The sequence below is a fragment of the Candidatus Pantoea floridensis genome (assembly GCF_900215435.1).
GTDB lineage: Bacteria > Pseudomonadota > Gammaproteobacteria > Enterobacterales > Enterobacteriaceae > Pantoea > Pantoea floridensis.
This window is the reverse complement of sequence record NZ_OCMY01000001.1, coordinates 2,100,626-2,116,565: the sequence shown is the minus strand read 5'-3', so window position 1 is coordinate 2,116,565 and position 15,940 is coordinate 2,100,626. Positions and strand designations below refer to the sequence as shown.

At 54.1% G+C, this 15,940-nt stretch carries 11 protein-coding genes, 2 tRNA genes and 2 rRNA genes; 3 read left to right on the top strand and 12 right to left on the bottom strand.

Annotated features, from left to right (window positions below; genetic code table 11):
• Positions 1 to 6 precede the first annotated feature (6 nt).
• Positions 7 to 1,482: a ketol-acid reductoisomerase gene (gene ilvC / locus CRO19_RS09915; protein WP_097095677.1), complete on the bottom strand. Its 1,476-nt coding sequence runs from the start codon at positions 1,480 to 1,482 to the stop codon at positions 7 to 9.
• 161 nt (positions 1,483 to 1,643) lie between these two features.
• Here ilvC and ilvY point away from each other — a divergent pair, with 161 nt between their 5' ends.
• Positions 1,644 to 2,525: an HTH-type transcriptional activator IlvY gene (ilvY, locus tag CRO19_RS09910; RefSeq protein ID WP_007888824.1), complete on the top strand. Its 882-nt coding sequence runs from the start codon at positions 1,644 to 1,646 to the stop codon at positions 2,523 to 2,525.
• Here ilvY and ilvA read toward each other — a convergent pair whose 3' ends face one another.
• From ilvA to ilvL, 6 genes are all read right to left on the bottom strand, one after another.
• Entirely contained in the window at positions 2,526 to 4,073 is a 1,548-nt protein-coding gene (gene ilvA, locus CRO19_RS09905; protein WP_097095676.1) for a threonine ammonia-lyase, biosynthetic, read from the bottom strand.
• 3 nt (positions 4,074 to 4,076) lie between these two features.
• The gene (gene ilvD / locus CRO19_RS09900) at positions 4,077 to 5,927 is read right to left on the bottom strand and encodes a dihydroxy-acid dehydratase (protein WP_097095675.1); all 1,851 of its coding nucleotides are present in this window, start codon (positions 5,925 to 5,927) and stop codon (positions 4,077 to 4,079) included.
• A gap of 62 nt (positions 5,928 to 5,989) precedes the next feature.
• The gene (locus CRO19_RS09895; protein ID WP_097095674.1) at positions 5,990 to 6,919 is read right to left on the bottom strand and encodes a branched-chain amino acid transaminase; all 930 of its coding nucleotides are present in this window, start codon (positions 6,917 to 6,919) and stop codon (positions 5,990 to 5,992) included.
• A gap of 19 nt (positions 6,920 to 6,938) precedes the next feature.
• Positions 6,939 to 7,196: an acetolactate synthase 2 small subunit gene (gene ilvM / locus CRO19_RS09890; protein WP_097095673.1), complete on the bottom strand. Its 258-nt coding sequence runs from the start codon at positions 7,194 to 7,196 to the stop codon at positions 6,939 to 6,941.
• Positions 7,193 to 8,839: an acetolactate synthase 2 catalytic subunit gene (gene ilvG / locus CRO19_RS09885; protein ID WP_097095672.1), complete on the bottom strand. Its 1,647-nt coding sequence runs from the start codon at positions 8,837 to 8,839 to the stop codon at positions 7,193 to 7,195. The genes ilvM and ilvG overlap by 4 nt, the downstream gene beginning before the upstream one ends.
• Before the next feature lie 149 nt (positions 8,840 to 8,988).
• Positions 8,989 to 9,087 carry an ilv operon leader peptide gene (gene ilvL, locus CRO19_RS09880; protein ID WP_071531048.1) on the bottom strand — a complete coding sequence of 33 codons (99 nt, stop codon included), beginning with the start codon at positions 9,085 to 9,087 and terminating at the stop codon, positions 8,989 to 8,991.
• Between the two features lie 328 nt (positions 9,088 to 9,415).
• Between ilvL and CRO19_RS09875 the strand changes: the two genes are divergently transcribed.
• Positions 9,416 to 10,936, top strand: coding sequence for a YifB family Mg chelatase-like AAA ATPase (locus CRO19_RS09875; protein ID WP_097095671.1), 1,521 nt, complete (start codon positions 9,416 to 9,418; stop codon positions 10,934 to 10,936).
• A gap of 29 nt (positions 10,937 to 10,965) precedes the next feature.
• On the opposite strand, the gene CRO19_RS09870 is transcribed toward CRO19_RS09875, so the two are convergent.
• Positions 10,966 to 11,304: a MaoP family protein gene (locus CRO19_RS09870; protein ID WP_007888811.1), complete on the bottom strand. Its 339-nt coding sequence runs from the start codon at positions 11,302 to 11,304 to the stop codon at positions 10,966 to 10,968.
• A 121-nt stretch (positions 11,305 to 11,425) separates the two neighbouring features.
• Here CRO19_RS09870 and hdfR point away from each other — a divergent pair, with 121 nt between their 5' ends.
• On the top strand, positions 11,426 to 12,247 hold the full coding sequence (gene hdfR / locus CRO19_RS09865) for an HTH-type transcriptional regulator HdfR (RefSeq protein WP_097095670.1): 822 nt from the start codon (positions 11,426 to 11,428) through the stop codon (positions 12,245 to 12,247).
• 105 nt (positions 12,248 to 12,352) lie between these two features.
• On the opposite strand, the gene CRO19_RS09860 is transcribed toward hdfR, so the two are convergent.
• The 4 genes from CRO19_RS09860 to CRO19_RS09845 form a co-directional block, all read right to left on the bottom strand.
• Positions 12,353 to 12,428, bottom strand: a tRNA-Trp gene (locus tag CRO19_RS09860).
• Between the two features lie 8 nt (positions 12,429 to 12,436).
• A tRNA-Asp gene (locus tag CRO19_RS09855) sits at positions 12,437 to 12,513 on the bottom strand.
• Between the two features lie 102 nt (positions 12,514 to 12,615).
• Positions 12,616 to 12,731: ribosomal RNA gene (rrf, locus tag CRO19_RS09850) — 5S ribosomal RNA — on the bottom strand.
• Positions 12,732 to 12,958: 227 nt separating this feature from the next.
• Positions 12,959 to 15,864, bottom strand: a 23S ribosomal RNA gene (locus CRO19_RS09845).
• Positions 15,865 to 15,940 lie beyond the last annotated feature (76 nt).

The following is a 15,940-nucleotide window of genomic DNA, read 5'->3' as shown; positions in this document are numbered from 1 at the left end:
CGTGGCTTAGCCCGCGACGGCGATACGTTTCATATCGGTCATGTAGCCACGCAGCTTGCGGCCTACCGATTCGATTGGGTGCTGACGCACCGCTTCGTTGACGTCACGCAGCTGCGCGTTATCAACCTGAGTGCCTTCAACCGCTTTACCCAAATCGCCTGGCTGCAGCGTGGTCATGAACTCTTTCAGCAGCGGAACGGCCGCGAAGGAGAACAGGTAGTTACCGTATTCTGCGGTATCTGAGATAACCACGTTCATTTCATACAGGCGCTTACGGGCGATGGTATTGGCAATCAGCGGCAGCTCATGCAGTGATTCGTAGTAAGCCGACTCTTCGATGATGCCTGCGTCAACCATGGTTTCGAACGCCAGCTCAACGCCCGCTTTCACCATCGCAACCATCACTACGCCTTTGTCGTAGTACTCCTGCTCTTCGATTTTGCCTTCAAACTGCGGTGCATTTTCGAACGCGGTAGCACCGGTCTCTTCACGCCAGGTCAGCAGGTTTTTATCGTCGTTAGCCCAGTCAGCCATCATGCCAGAAGAGAATTCGCCAGAGATGATGTCATCCATGTGCTTCTGGAACAGCGGTGCCATGATGGTTTTCAGCTGCTCAGACAGCGCATAAGCGCGGATTTTCGCCGGGTTAGACAGACGATCCATCATCAAGGTGATGCCGCCGAACTTCAGAGATTCGGTGATGGTTTCCCAGCCGAATTGAATCAGTTTTTCGGTGTAAGCCGCGTCGTGACCTTCCGCCACCAACTTGTCGAAGCACAGCAGAGAACCGGCCTGCAGCATACCGCACAGGATGGTCTGCTCGCCCATCAGGTCAGATTTCACTTCCGCAACGAAGGAAGACTCCAGCACGCCTGCACGGTCGCCGCCGGTGGCTGCGGCCCAGGCTTTAGCAATCGCCATGCCTTCACCTTTTGGATCGTTTTCCGGGTGAACCGCGATCAGCGTCGGCACACCGAAACCACGCTTGTACTCTTCACGCACTTCGGTACCCGGGCATTTCGGCGCCACCATCACGACGGTGATGTCTTTACGAATGGTTTCGCCCACTTCAACGATATTGAAACCGTGTGAGTAACCCAGCGCCGCGCCATCTTTCATCAGCGGCTGAACAGCCTGAACGACGGCGGAGTGCTGTTTGTCCGGCGTCAGGTTAACCACCAGATCGGCTTGCGGGATCAGTTCTTCGTAGGTGCCGACTTTGAAGCCGTTATCGGTGGCTTTACGGAAAGAGGCACGTTTCTCAGCAATCGCTTCAGCACGCAGGGCATACGCCACATCCAGGCCAGAATCACGCATGTTCAGGCCCTGGTTCAGACCCTGAGCACCACAGCCAACGATGACCACTTTTTTGCCTTTCAGGAAGCTTGCACCATCGGCGAATTCATCGCGCGCCATGAAGCGACACTTGCCCAGCTGCGCTAACTGGTTGCGCAGATTCAATGTGTTGAAGTAATTAGCCATGGGTACTCCGGTTAGATGTTGTGTTTGTTTTTGTTCAGGAACAGCGTTGTCTATTACGCCGCGAATGACCCCATCATATGACAGGAAATCTATTGCTTAAATTGATATATTAGCAAGGTCACATTGCAGAAATTGCAACATAACGTTGAGGCGACAAGCGCATGGATTTACGAGACCTGAAACTGTTTCTTCATTTGGCGGAAAGCTGCCATTTCGGACGTACTGCGCGCGCCATGCACGTCAGCCCATCCACCCTTTCGCGCCAGATTCAGCGCCTGGAAGAGGATGTCGGCCACGCGCTATTTCTGCGTGATAATCGTACCGTTACGCTGACCGAAGCCGGTGAGCGTCTGCGCCAGTTTGCACAGCAGACGTTGCTGCAATACCAGCAGCTGCGCCATGTGATGGATCTCAACGGTCCGTCGCTCAGCGGCGAACTGCGCCTGTTTTGCTCGGTGACGGCCGCTTACAGTCATCTGCCACCGATTCTCGACCGCTTCCGTGCCGAACATCCGCAGGTGGAGATCAAGCTCACCACCGGTGATGCCGCCGATGCGATTGAAATGGTGCAGTCCGGTGACGCCGATCTCGCCATTGCCGGCCGACCTGAATCGCTGCCTGCCAGTATAGATTTTACGCCACTGGGGCTGATCCCGCTGGTGCTGATCGCCCCGGCGCTGCCTTGTCCGGTGCGCAGCCAGGCAACGCAGGATGAGCCGGATTGGGCGCAAATTCCGTTTATCCTGCCGGAACAAGGGCCTGCGCGCCGCGGCATTGATTTATGGTTCCGCCGCCAGCGCATCCCCAATCCGCAGATTTACGCCACGGTTTCGGGACACGAGGCGATTGTCTCGATGGTGGCGCTGGGCTGTGGCATTGCGCTGCTGCCGGATGTGGTGCTGGAAAACAGTCCGGAACCGGTGCGCAATCGCGTGTTAACGCTGGAGAATGTGGAATCTGTTGCGCCGCTGGAGCTTGGCGTGTGCGTACAAAAAAAGCGGCTCGGGGAGCCGCTTATCAATGCGTTCTGGCACCAGCTGTAATTACTGCCCGGCGAGGAAGAAACGAAACGCCGGGTTGTTCGCTTCGTCGTGCCATTCGTAACCCAACGCGGTGAGATGAGTTTCGAAATCCGGCTCCTGCTCGTTAGCTTCAAACGCCGCCAGCACGCGACCGTAATCGGTGCCGTGGCTGCGATAGTGGAACAGCGAGATATTCCAGTGTGCGCCCAGCGTCTGCAGGAACTTCAGCAGCGCGCCCGGTGCTTCCGGGAACTCAAAGCTAAACAGGCGTTCACGCAGCGGCTTCGATGGACGGCCGCCCACCATGTAGCGCACGTGCAGCTTTGCCATCTCATCATCCGACAGGTCCACCACGTGATAACCGGCTTCGTTCAGCTGGTTGATGATTTCACTGCGCTCCTCCAGCCCACGCGTTAAGCGCACGCCGACGAAAATGCAGGCGTTATCCGCATCCGCATAGCGATAGTTGAACTCGGTGATTGAGCGGCCACCGATGGTTTGGCAGAACTTGAGGAAACTGCCCTGCTGCTCTGGAATCGTCACCGCCAGCAGTGCTTCACGCTGTTCCCCCAGTTCGCAACGCTCAGAAACGTAACGCAAGCCGTGGAAGTTGACGTTGGCACCTGACAACACGTGCGCCAGACGCTCGCCTTTGATGTCATGCTGCTGGATGTACTTCTTCATACCCGCCAGCGCCAGCGCACCTGAAGGTTCCGCAACCGCGCGCACATCTTCGAACAGATCTTTTACCGCCGCACATATCGCATCGCTATCCACCGTGATGATGTCGTCGAGATACTCACGACACAGACGGAAGGTCTCATCACCAATGCGTTTGACCGCCACGCCTTCAGCAAACAAGCCGACGCGCGGCAAATCCACCGGCTCGCCGGCATCCAGCGCTGCTTTCAGGCAGGCTGAATCTTCCGATTCCACGGCAATCACTTTGATCTGCGGCATTAGTTGTTTGATCAGCACCGCAACCCCCGCTGCCAGACCACCGCCGCCCACCGGTACGAAGACGCGATCGAGATGCGCATCCTGTTGCAACAGCTCCATCGCCAGCGTGCCCTGTCCGGCGATGACCGCAGGATGGTCAAACGGCGGCACGAAGGTGTAACCCTGCTGTTCTGACAGCTCGATCGCTTTGGCTTTTGCCTCGTCGAAGTTGGCCCCAAACAGATAAGCCTCACCGCCAAATGCGCGCACTGCATCAACCTTGATGTCTGCCGTGGCCAACGGCATCACAATCAGTGATTTGATGCCAAGCGTGCTGGCCGAGAGCGCCACGCCCTGCGCATGGTTACCGGCCGAAGCCGTCACCACGCCGCGTGCTTTTTGCTCTTCATTCAGCCCGGCTATCATCGCGTACGCCCCGCGCAGCTTGAAGCTGTGCACCGGCTGGCGATCTTCACGCTTCACCAAAATGGTGTTGCCAAGACGCGATGATATTTTTTCCATTTTCTGCAGCGGCGTTACCTGGGCGATTTCATACACCGGTGAACGCAGCACGGCGCGCAAATATTCCGCGCCGTTGGGCGACGCGGGTAGCGGTTGAGACTCAGCCATCGGTTAGCCTCCCAGCTTGGACTTATCGCGCACCGCGCCTTTGTCAGCGCTGGTCGCGAGGGATGCATAAGCGCGCAGGGCGAAGGAGACTTCACGCACGCGGCCGTGCGGCGTGTAGGCCGCTTCGCCACGTGCCTGCTCTTCTTCACGACGGGCGTGCAGTTCGTTATCCGCCACCGCCAGCTTTATGCCACGGTTCGGGATATCGATTTCAATCATGTCGCCATCTTTCACCAGCGCGATGGTGCCGCCGCTCGCCGCTTCCGGAGAGGCGTGACCAATCGAAAGACCGGAGGTGCCGCCCGAGAAGCGCCCGTCGGTGATCAGCGCGCAGCTTTTGCCGAGGCCCATCGATTTCAGATAGGTGGTGGGATAAAGCATTTCCTGCATGCCCGGGCCACCTTTCGGTCCTTCGTAACGGATAACCACCACGTCACCGGCAACCACTTTGCCGCCAAGGATGGCTTCTACCGCATCGTCCTGGCTTTCGTACACTTTGGCTGGGCCTTTGAAGGTGAGGATTTCTTTATCAACGCCCGCGGTTTTTACGATACAGCCATCTTCTGCCAGGTTGCCGTAAAGTACCGCCAGCCCCCCATCCTGTGAGTAAGCGTGTTCGCGCGTACGGATGCAGCCTTCGCTACGATCGTCATCCAGCGTGTCCCAACGGCAATTCTGCGAGAACGCCTTGGTGGTACGAATACCGGCAGGACCGGCGCGGAACATATCCTTCACGGCCTGATCGTTGGTCAGCATGATGTCGTACTGATCGATGGTTTCACGCATGCTTTGCTGCAGAATGTTGCGCGCGCTGGAGTCGATTAAGCCGGCGCGATCTAACTCACCGAGAATGCCGATAACGCCACCCGCACGGTGCACATCTTCCATGTGATATTTCGGCGTACTTGGTGCCACTTTGCACAGCTGCGGCACCTTGCGCGACAGACGGTCAATATCGGAGATATTAAAATCGATCTCGCCTTCCTGCGCCGCAGCCAGCAGGTGCAGAACGGTGTTAGTGGAACCACCCATGGCAATATCCAGCGTCATCGCATTCTCAAACGCCGCCTTGGTGGCGATGTTGCGCGGCAGCATGTTGACGTCATCCTGCTCGTAATAGCGTTTGGTCAGACTCACGATGCGCTTACCGGCATTGATGAACAACTCTTTACGATCGGCGTGTGTGGCCAGCAGTGAACCGTTACCTGGCTGCGACAAGCCCAGCGCTTCGGTCAGGCAGTTCATGGAGTTGGCGGTGAACATCCCAGAACAGGAGCCGCAGGTTGGACAGGCAGAACGTTCAATCTGATCGCTGTCGGCATCGCTGACGTTCGGGTTCGCACCCTGAATCATCGCGTCCACCAGATCCAGCTTGATGATTTGATCGGACAGCTTGGTTTTACCGGCTTCCATCGGGCCGCCAGAAACAAAGATCACCGGAATGTTGAGGCGCAGTGCGGCCATCAGCATGCCCGGGGTGATTTTATCGCAGTTGGAGATACACACCATGGCGTCGGCGCAGTGCGCGTTAACCATGTACTCCACTGAATCGGCAATCAGCTCACGTGAAGGCAGTGAATACAGCATGCCGCCATGACCCATGGCGATACCATCATCCACCGCAATGGTGTTGAACTCTTTGGCTACACCGCCTGCTGCTTCGATTTCTTCAGCAACCAATTTGCCAAGGTCGCGCAGGTGCACGTGGCCCGGTACGAATTGGGTGAATGAGTTAACCACGGCGATAATCGGCTTACCGAAATCGTCGTCGGTCATTCCAGTCGCGCGCCACAAGGCACGGGCACCGGCCATGTTGCGTCCATGGGTGGTGGTGGCGGAACGGTACTTTGGCATGCTCTATTTACTCCAGTAATAATAAGGTTGCGGGCGCCATCTGACGCCCGCAAAAAATCTCGTTATGCGTTAACCGGATCCAACCAGCCCCACTTGTCTTCCGTCTCGCCAGTGAACAGGCCAAAGAAGGCCTTCTGGATACGACCGGTGACCGGACCACGTTTACCTTCGCCAACCTGAATACCATCGACGCTGCGCACCGGGGTGATCTCCGCTGCAGTACCTGACATGAAGACTTCGTCTGCCAGATACAGCGATTCACGCGACAGAACCTGCTCACGCACTTCGATCCCCATGTCTTGCGCCAGCTTGATGATGGCGTCACGGGTGATGCCTGGCAGCGCCGAAGAGGTGAACGGTGGCGTGAACAGAACGCCATCTTTCACTTCGAACAAGTTTTCGCCAGCGCCTTCTGAAATATAGCCGTTGGTGTCGAGGGCGATACCTTCCTGATAGCCGTGACGGCGTGCTTCGCTACCCACCAGCAGAGAGGAGAGATAGTTACCACCGGCTTTCGCAGCGGTCGGCAAGGTGTTTGGTGCCACGCGGTTCCACGAAGAAACCATCGCATCGATGCCGTTTTCCAGCGCTTCAGCGCCCAGGTAAGCACCCCATGGGAAGGCGGCGATGATTACGTCGGTGGTGTAGCCATCTGGCGGGTTTACACCCAGGCCCACGTCACCCACAAAGGCCAGCGGACGGATATAAGCGCTTTTCAGTTTGTTCACGCGGATCACTTCGCGGCACGCTTCCATCAGTTCATCTACGCTGGCTTTGATCGGGAAACGGTAAATTTTGGCGGATTCATGCAGACGCTTCATGTGTTCACGATGACGGAACACCACTGGGCCTTTGTGTGAGTCGTAGCAACGTACGCCTTCAAACACAGAAGTACCGTAATGCAGTGCGTGAGACATTACGCTGACCTTGGCGTCTTCCCACTTAACCATCTCTCCATTGAACCAAATAAAGTCTGCTTTCTTTGTACTCATTGCTTTTTTCCTTTGGCGACTAAGCGCGGATTTGTTGTGTTGTCTGTTGTTGGATCTCGACGCAAGCGACATCCATAAGTTTGCTTAACTGCGAAGACAGTAAATCGACAGAGCGTTGGCTGGCAACGGTCATTTCGATATTAATGTTCTCGACATTGACCGCGGAGGCCATGTTCATCGCACACACCTGGAATCCACGGTGACGCACGACACGCAAAATGCGCTCCAATATTTCAGGGCGAAAGCGAGCTTCGATAGACAATTGATGCTGGTTCATGCGGTTTTCTCCATCATGTTTGCGTTGCTGGCACCCGGTGGTACCAATGGCCAGACGTTTTCATGCTCATCTATCGAAACATGCAGGAAGTAAGGACCTTCACTGTTCAGCAGAGCATCGAGGGCGGCGTCGACCTGATCTTTACGGCTAATGCGCTGGCCTGGAATATCAAAGGCGCTGGCCAGCGTGAGGAAATCGGGATTGTCGGTAAGAATGGTTTCGCTATAGCGTCCATCAAAAAACAGTTGCTGCCACTGGCGCACCATGCCCAGACGTTGGTTATCCAACAGCAGGATTTTTACGGGTAGTTTGCCGCGCTTGATGGTGCCCAACTCCTGAATATTCATCATGATCGAGCCATCGCCAGATACGCAGATCACCGTATCTTCAGGACGCGCCACTTGCGCACCGATCGCCGCTGGCAGGCCAAAGCCCATGGTGCCGAGGCCGCTGGAGGTGATGAAGTTTTCTGGTGCGGTGAAGCTCATGTGCTGAGCGGCCCACATTTGATGCTGACCAACGTCGGTGGTCACCACCGCGCTATCCGCTTTGCGATCGGATAACTGCTTCAGCAGCAGCGGCGCGTAAATCGCTTCGCCTGGATGATCGTAGCGCCAGTCGAATTCAGTTTTCATCGCGCTCACTTCCGCGCGCCAGCCATCAATCTGCAGCGGCATGCTCAGCGCAGGCAGCACCTGATTCATGTCACCCTGCAAAGAGACGTGCGCACGGCGCAGTTTGTTCAGTTCGGCAGGATCGATATCGATATGGATGACGCTGGCATGCGGCGCGAAGGTATCCAGCTTGCCAGTGACGCGGTCGTCAAAACGTGCGCCCACTGCAATCAGCAAATCGCAGGATTGCACCGCGAGGTTAGCGGCTTTGGTACCGTGCATGCCCAGCATGCCGAGATAGAGATCGCTGCTGGCATCCGCACTACCGAGACCTTTCAAGGTGGAAACCATCGGAATACCGGTTTCCTGCGCCATGGCGCGCAGTGCGGGAACGGCTTGCGCCATGCCCACGCCGCCGCCGATATACAGCATCGGTTTGTGCGACTGTGCCATTAAGGCACGCGCTTCCGCGATATGCTGCGCCGAATAGCTCACTTCTTCTTCCACCGGCAGCAGGTGCGGCGTCAGTTCGCCATGGGCAATTTGGATGTCTTTCGGGATATCAACCAGTACCGGACCAGGGCGGCCGGACTGTGCAATAGCGAAGGCTTCGGCCATCACGGAAGGTAAATCATCAAGCGATTCAACGAGGAAACTGTGCTTGGTGCAGGCTAACGACAAACCGAGTACATCGATTTCCTGGAAGGCGTCCGTGCCGATAAAGGCGGAAGAGACCTGACCAGTGATCGCCACAACCGGGATGGAATCCATCATCGCATCCGCCAGGCCGGTAATCAGGTTGGTGGCGCCCGGACCCGAAGTAGCGATGCATACGCCAGTTTTGCCGGTTGCACGGGCATAACCAATTGCCGCCATCACCGCACCTTGCTCATGACGGCACAATAGGTGTTCCACGCCGCCATCGTAGAGCGCATCGTACACTGGCATGATTGCGCCGCCAGGATAACCAAACACTGTATCAACACCCTGCGCGCGTAAAGCCTGAACTACCCACTGTGCACCTGTCATGGTTATTCTCCTGTGTTCCTTGGGGAACAACAGAATTTTATGCTACTGCTCATAATCTGTTCCTCGCTGATTCGCTAATATTTTGTCTGGTTAAAAAAAAACCCCCGGACCTTTCGGTGCGGGGGTTTTTGGAATTCCAGACTTGATTTTTAAGCCTTTCTTTCTCCAAGCGATGCCCCGCACGGTGGGATAATAATCACCACCACGCTAATCACGACTAGGCTAATCACTTGTAGAAGGGCTTTCATGTGTTATTCGTTTTTTCGATTGTTCGAAGTAATACCTACAGAGTTACCATAGTTATCTGGCTCTTGACAATAATTTTCATTGGATTTTTTTATAATGACATTGGCGGCGGTTCGTTATCACATTGTATGTAAAAGGTTATTTACATAAGTGATGAATTTTCATTACGTCCGGAGGGCAACTTTTTTTCGACCATTGGGAACGGGATCTGAATTTCACTGAAAGAGTCGCAATCATGAGGGATTATGCGGAATCTTCCTCCGAAATCAGAGATCAGGGATTTGAGTGACTCAACACAGGCACCGATGATAAGGACAACAAGGAGCGGCTATGTCTTTATCAAAGGTTTTAACACGGGCTGCGTTAGGGGTTCAGGCTCCGCTCGTCACGGTAGAAGTGCATATCAGTAATGGCTTGCCTGCCCTGACATTAGTCGGTTTGCCCGAAACCACTGTGAAAGAGGCACGAGAACGGGTTCGCAGTGCGATCATCACTAGCGGTTTCACTTTCCCGGCCAAACGCGTCACCATTAATCTTGCCCCTGCCGATCTGCCTAAAGAAGGGGGGCGTTATGACCTACCCATTGCTATTGCGATTCTGGCAGCCTCTGAGCAGCTACCAGACGATAAACTGACGCAATATGAATTCCTGGGAGAGCTAGCCCTCAACGGCGCGCTCTGTGGCGTTCAGGCCGCCATTCCGGCAGCAATGGCGGCGCTGCAAGCAGGACGACAAATGGTACTCGCTGAGCAGAATCAACAGGATGTTGGTTTGATTCAGCAAGGTGAAACCTTGGTGGGCAATCATCTGGTGGATATCTGCGCCTTTCTCCATAACAAAACGACGCTCACCGTTGCCCGCTATCATCCTGAAGCCCTTGATCAGCAAACGCAGGACCTTAGCGATATCATTGGCCAGGATCAGGGCCGGCGTGCGCTGGAAATTACGGCTGCAGGTGGCCATAACCTATTACTGATTGGTCCACCCGGTACGGGAAAAACCATGTTAGCGACACGTCTGCCCGGCATCATGCCCCCGTTAGACGACCAGGAAGCACTGGAGTGCGCCGCTATTGCCAGCCTGGTAAGTAGTGGCAACCTGCATCATCAATGGCGTAAACGGCCGTTCAGGGCCCCTCACCACAGTGCTTCTCTGTACGCACTGGTAGGGGGCGGTTCATTGCCGCGCCCGGGTGAAATCTCTTTGGCGCACAATGGCGTGTTATTCCTGGATGAGTTACCGGAGTTCGAACGCAAAACGCTGGATGCATTGCGTGAGCCAATAGAATCGGGCGAGATTTCTATTTCGCGCACCCGCGCCAAAGTGACCTATCCTGCGCGCTTTCAATTAGTGGGAGCCATGAATCCTAGCCCCACGGGCCATTATCAGGGCAACCACAATCGTTGTACGCCCCAACAGGTTTTACGTTACCTCAGCCGTCTATCAGGACCTTTTCTTGACCGCTTTGATTTGTCGCTGGAAGTACCGCTCCTGCCCAGCGGTACCCTGAGTAAGAAACAGCAAGTTAGCGAAAGCAGTGCTGAAGTGCTAAGACGTGTTATAGCTGCCCGCAAGATTCAGACGGCGCGCAGTGGCAAAATAAACGCACAACTTTCAAACCCTGAGATTTTACGTTGGTGTTCGCTGAGGCAGGAGGAAGCTGAATGGCTGGAAGGGGTGCTGAATTCGTTAGGACTTTCAGTACGCGCCTGGCAGCGGATTTTAAAAGTGGCGAGAACAATTGCTGACTTAGCGGGTGAAGAACAGATTACGCGGAGCCATCTGCAGGAAGCGGTGGGATATCGTAGCATTGACCGTTTAATGATCTATTTGCACAAGAGCCTGGAATAAAAAATGGGGCTTATATAAGCCCCATTTTTTTAATCATCACTATCGCTGAAATCTTCCACCGTATCCATCTGCGGCTTACCACCAGACAGCGTGTGGAAACGCTTAGGACGCTTGATACGCGCAGTGTATTTTGACCATACACGCTCAGCTTCCGTTTGCGGCTCACGAAGACCACGACATACTTCTAAAAAAGAACGCTCTTCTTCTGTAGTGGGTTCACGCTTTGCGAGATCCAATTCATTGAAGGCGTAACCGTGGCGCTCCAGAAGCTGGGCTTCTTTAATGGTGAAATCACCATGGCGCGAAAAACCACGTGGGTAATGTTTGTTATCAAAGAAACGATTTGTTGTTGCGAAGCTATCCGCCATTTTACACGCTCCTGACTCTCATATGGCCGTGCTATTTATGGCGCGGAGTATTAGATAGGCTTGACAGAGTGTAAAACAAAACATTTAAATCAGTACGACAAACAATTTTTGGGAGAATGGTGTGGATACGGAATTACTGAAAACTTTCCTCGAAGTGAGCAGAACGCGCCATTTCGGGCGTGCTGCTGAAGCGCTCTACCTCACGCAATCAGCCGTTAGTTTCCGCATTCGTCAGTTGGAGAATCAACTGGGTGTTAACCTCTTTACTCGCCATCGTAATAACATCCGGTTGACCTCAGCAGGCGAGCGTTTATTACCCTATGCCGAAAGCTTGATGAGTACCTGGTTGATGGCCAAGAAGGAAGTTTCACATACCCAACAGCACCATGAGCTTTCTATAGGAGGTAGCGCATCCCTTTGGGAAGCCTACTTAACCCCTTGGTTACAAACGCTTTATGAGAATAGAGAAAGTCTTCATCTTGAGGCAAGAATTGCCCAGCGACACCTGCTGGTTAAGCAATTACATGAACGCCAACTGGATCTGTTGATTACCACTGAAGCGCCAAAAATGGACGAATTAACCAGTCAGCAGATTGGTCATATCTCGCTCGCATTATTCCGCGCGCGCAAAACGGAGAAGCGTGAAAAGTATGATTACATTAAACTGGAATGGGGAGCAGATTTCCATCAGCATGAAAGTTATCTATCCAGTGATGATGTGCCCGTATTAACCACTACATCAGCGCATGTGACGCGTGAATTGCTGCATACCACCGGTGCCTGTGCATTTTTACCTGATTTCTGGCACGGGATTTATAGTGATTTGATGGTTATTCCAGATACACCTGTCGCTGTGCGACCTTTATATGCGGTGTGGCTGCAGAATAGCGATCAACAAAGTCACATTCGCCAGTTACTTAAATATCCGGTACTGACACACTAATAGAGTAAATGAGCAAGTTTGAGTGGATCACAGTGAAACTCAAACTCTTTTCACTGCTAAATTTTGGACAAAAAAAATCCTTTGCCGAAGCAAAGGATTATTTTCTGGCAGGGGCGGAGGGACTCGAACCCCCAACACCCGGTTTTGGAGACCGGTGCTCTACCAATTGAACTACGCCCCTAATTAGGGTGGCGGAACGGACGGGGCTCGAACCCGCGACCCCCTGCGTGACAGGCAGGTATTCTAACCAACTGAACTACCGCTCCACCGATTCTGTACTGATATCAGAAAATCGTTCTGATTTCAGGTGTTTCACCCTTTCCGCGTCACCGGGAAGGTCACGACCCGATAACGGGTCTTAAATTGATGCCTGGCAGTTCCCTACTCTCGCATGGGGAGGCCCCACACTACCATCGGCGCTACGGCGTTTCACTTCTGAGTTCGGCATGGGGTCAGGTGGGACCACCGCGCTAAAGCCGCCAGGCAAATTCTTTTCGCTCTGTCCTATGTCTTTTACGCTGCTGCTGCGTTGGCCGCTCTCGCGCTACTCCGTCACATACCCTCGTATGCTCCCTCGTAGCGTCTCGTTTGCCGCCTTGCTTCAGCGCAAAATCCTTCGGACTTAACTCCGCAGGACAAAACTGAATTCTTTATCCGGTAAAACAAGCTGAAAATCTCTGGTCTCTCTCACCAAAACGCCTCTGGCGTTGTAAGGTTAAGCCTCACGGGTCATTAGTACCGGTTAGCTCAACGCATCGCTGCGCTTACACACCCGGCCTATCAACGTCGTAGTCTTCAACGTCCCTTCAGGACTCTCAAGGAGTCAGGGAGAACTCATCTCGGGGCAAGTTTCGTGCTTAGATGCTTTCAGCACTTATCTTTTCCGCACTTAGCTACCGGGCAGTGCCATTGGCATGACAACCCGAACACCAGTGGTGCGTTCACTCCGGTCCTCTCGTACTAGGAGCAACCCCCCTCAATTCTCCAGCGCCCACGGCAGATAGGGACCGAACTGTCTCACGACGTTCTAAACCCAGCTCGCGTACCACTTTAAACGGCGAACAGCCGTACCCTTGGGACCTACTTCAGCCCCAGGATGTGATGAGCCGACATCGAGGTGCCAAACACCGCCGTCGATATGAACTCTTGGGCGGTATCAGCCTGTTATCCCCGGAGTACCTTTTATCCGTTGAGCGATGGCCCTTCCATTCAGAACCACCGGATCACTATGACCTGCTTTCGCACCTGCTCGAGCCGTCACTCTCGCAGTCAAGCTGGCTTATGCCATTGCACTAACCTCCTGATGTCCGACCAGGATTAGCCAACCTTCGTGCTCCTCCGTTACTCTTTGGGAGGAGACCGCCCCAGTCAAACTACCCACCAGACACTGTCCGCAGCCCGGATTACGGGCCTACGTTAGAACATCAAACATTAAAGGGTGGTATTTCAAGGTTGGCTCCACGCAGACTGGCGTCCACGCTTCAAAGCCTCCCACCTATCCTACACATCAAGGCTCAATGTTCAGTGTCAAGCTATAGTAAAGGTTCACGGGGTCTTTCCGTCTTGCCGCGGGTACACTGCATCTTCACAGCGATTTCAATTTCACTGAGTCTCGGGTGGAGACAGCCTGGCCATCATTACGCCATTCGTGCAGGTCGGAACTTACCCGACAAGGAATTTCGCTACCTTAGGACCGTTATAGTTACGGCCGCCGTTTACCGGGGCTTCGATCAAGAGCTTCTCCTTACGGATAACCCCATCAATTAACCTTCCGGCACCGGGCAGGCGTCACACCGTATACGTCCACTTTCGTGTTTGCACAGTGCTGTGTTTTTAATAAACAGTTGCAGCCAGCTGGTATCTTCGACTGGCTTCAGCTCCGGGAGCAAGTCCCTTCACCTACGCGCCAGCGTGCCTTCTCCCGAAGTTACGGCACCATTTTGCCTAGTTCCTTCACCCGAGTTCTCTCAAGCGCCTTGGTATTCTCTACCTGACCACCTGTGTCGGTTTGGGGTACGATTTCGTGTTACCTGGAGCTTAGAGGCTTTTCCTGGAAGCAGGGCATCAGTTACTTCACCACCGTGGTGGCTCGTCGTCACGCCTCAGCCTTAAGACACCCCGGATTTACCAAAGGTGTCAGCCTACACGCTTAAACCGGGACAACCGTCGCCCGGATAACCTAGCCTTCTCCGTCCCCCCTTCGCAGTAACACCAAGTGCAGGAATATTAACCTGCTTCCCATCGACTACGCTTTTCAGCCTCGCCTTAGGGGTCGACTCACCCTGCTCCGATTAACGTTGAACAGGAACCCTTGGTCTTCCGGCGAGCGGGCTTTTCACCCGCTTTATCGTTACTTATGTCAGCATTCGCACTTCTGATACCTCCAGCAACCCTCACAGGCCACCTTCAACGGCTTACAGAACGCTCCCCTACCCAACAACGCATACGCGTCGCTGCCGCAGCTTCGGTGCATGGTTTAGCCCCGTTACATCTTCCGCGCAGGCCGACTCGACCAGTGAGCTATTACGCTTTCTTTAAATGATGGCTGCTTCTAAGCCAACATCCTGGCTGTCTGTGCCTTCCCACATCGTTTCCCACTTAACCATGACTTTGGGACCTTAGCTGGCGGTCTGGGTTGTTTCCCTCTTCACGACGGACGTTAGCACCCGCCGTGTGTCTCCCGTGATAACATTCCTCGGTATTCGCAGTTTGCATCGGGTTGGTAAGCCGGGATGGCCCCCTAGCCGAAACAGTGCTCTACCCCCGAGGATGAGTTCACGAGGCGCTACCTAAATAGCTTTCGGGGAGAACCAGCTATCTCCCGGTTTGATTGGCCTTTCACCCCCAGCCACAAGTCATCCGCTAATTTTTCAACATTAGTCGGTTCGGTCCTCCAGTTAGTGTTACCCAACCTTCAACCTGCCCATGGCTAGATCACCGGGTTTCGGGTCTATACCCTGCAACTTAACGCCCAGTTAAGACTCGGTTTCCCTGCGGCTCCCCTATACGGTTAACCTTGCTACAGAATATAAGTCGCTGACCCATTATACAAAAGGTACGCAGTCACCCCATAAAGAGGCCCCCACTGCTTGTACGTACACGGTTTCAGGTTCTGTTTCACTCCCCTCGCCGGGGTTCTTTTCGCCTTTCCCTCACGGTACTGGTTCACTATCGGTCAGTCAGGAGTATTTAGCCTTGGAGGATGGTCCCCCCATATTCAGACAGGATACCACGTGTCCCGCCCTACTCTTCGAACTCACAGAATGTGCACTTTCGTGTACGGGACTATCACCCGGTGTCGTGCGACTTTCCAGACGCTTCCACTAATGCACAAACTGATTCAGGTTCTGGGCTGCTCCCCGTTCGCTCGCCGCTACTGGGGGAATCTCGGTTGATTTCTTTTCCTCCGGGTACTTAGATGTTTCAGTTCCCCGGGTTCGCCTCGCAACACTATGTATTCATGTTGCGATGATGCACTGGGTGCACCGGGTTTCCCCATTCGGACATCGTCGGCTGTAGCGGTTCATATCACCTTACCGACGCTTTACGCAGATTAGCACGTCCTTCATCGCCTCTGACTGCCAGGGCATCCACCGTGTACGCTTAGTCGCTTAACCTCACAACCCACAGGCGTTTTGCAACGCTTGGGACTGCAAGCATTTGAGAGACTCGAACATGTTGTTATTCATTTCT

What these genes read in the sequence shown, in the direction of transcription:
- ilvC (WP_097095677.1), bottom strand. Translation starts at nt 1,482, where the DNA reads ATGGCTAATTACTTCAACACATTGAATCTGCGCAACCAGTTAGCGCAG.
- ilvY (WP_007888824.1), top strand. Translation starts at nt 1,644, where the DNA reads ATGGATTTACGAGACCTGAAACTGTTTCTTCATTTGGCGGAAAGCTGC.
- ilvA (WP_097095676.1), bottom strand. Translation starts at nt 4,073, where the DNA reads ATGGCTGAGTCTCAACCGCTACCCGCGTCGCCCAACGGCGCGGAATAT.
- ilvD (WP_097095675.1), bottom strand. Translation starts at nt 5,927, where the DNA reads ATGCCAAAGTACCGTTCCGCCACCACCACCCATGGACGCAACATGGCC.
- CRO19_RS09895 (WP_097095674.1), bottom strand. Translation starts at nt 6,919, where the DNA reads ATGAGTACAAAGAAAGCAGACTTTATTTGGTTCAATGGAGAGATGGTT.
- ilvM (WP_097095673.1), bottom strand. Translation starts at nt 7,196, where the DNA reads ATGAACCAGCATCAATTGTCTATCGAAGCTCGCTTTCGCCCTGAAATA.
- ilvG (WP_097095672.1), bottom strand. Translation starts at nt 8,839, where the DNA reads ATGACAGGTGCACAGTGGGTAGTTCAGGCTTTACGCGCGCAGGGTGTT.
- ilvL (WP_071531048.1), bottom strand. Translation starts at nt 9,087, where the DNA reads ATGAAAGCCCTTCTACAAGTGATTAGCCTAGTCGTGATTAGCGTGGTG.
- CRO19_RS09875 (WP_097095671.1), top strand. Translation starts at nt 9,416, where the DNA reads ATGTCTTTATCAAAGGTTTTAACACGGGCTGCGTTAGGGGTTCAGGCT.
- CRO19_RS09870 (WP_007888811.1), bottom strand. Translation starts at nt 11,304, where the DNA reads ATGGCGGATAGCTTCGCAACAACAAATCGTTTCTTTGATAACAAACAT.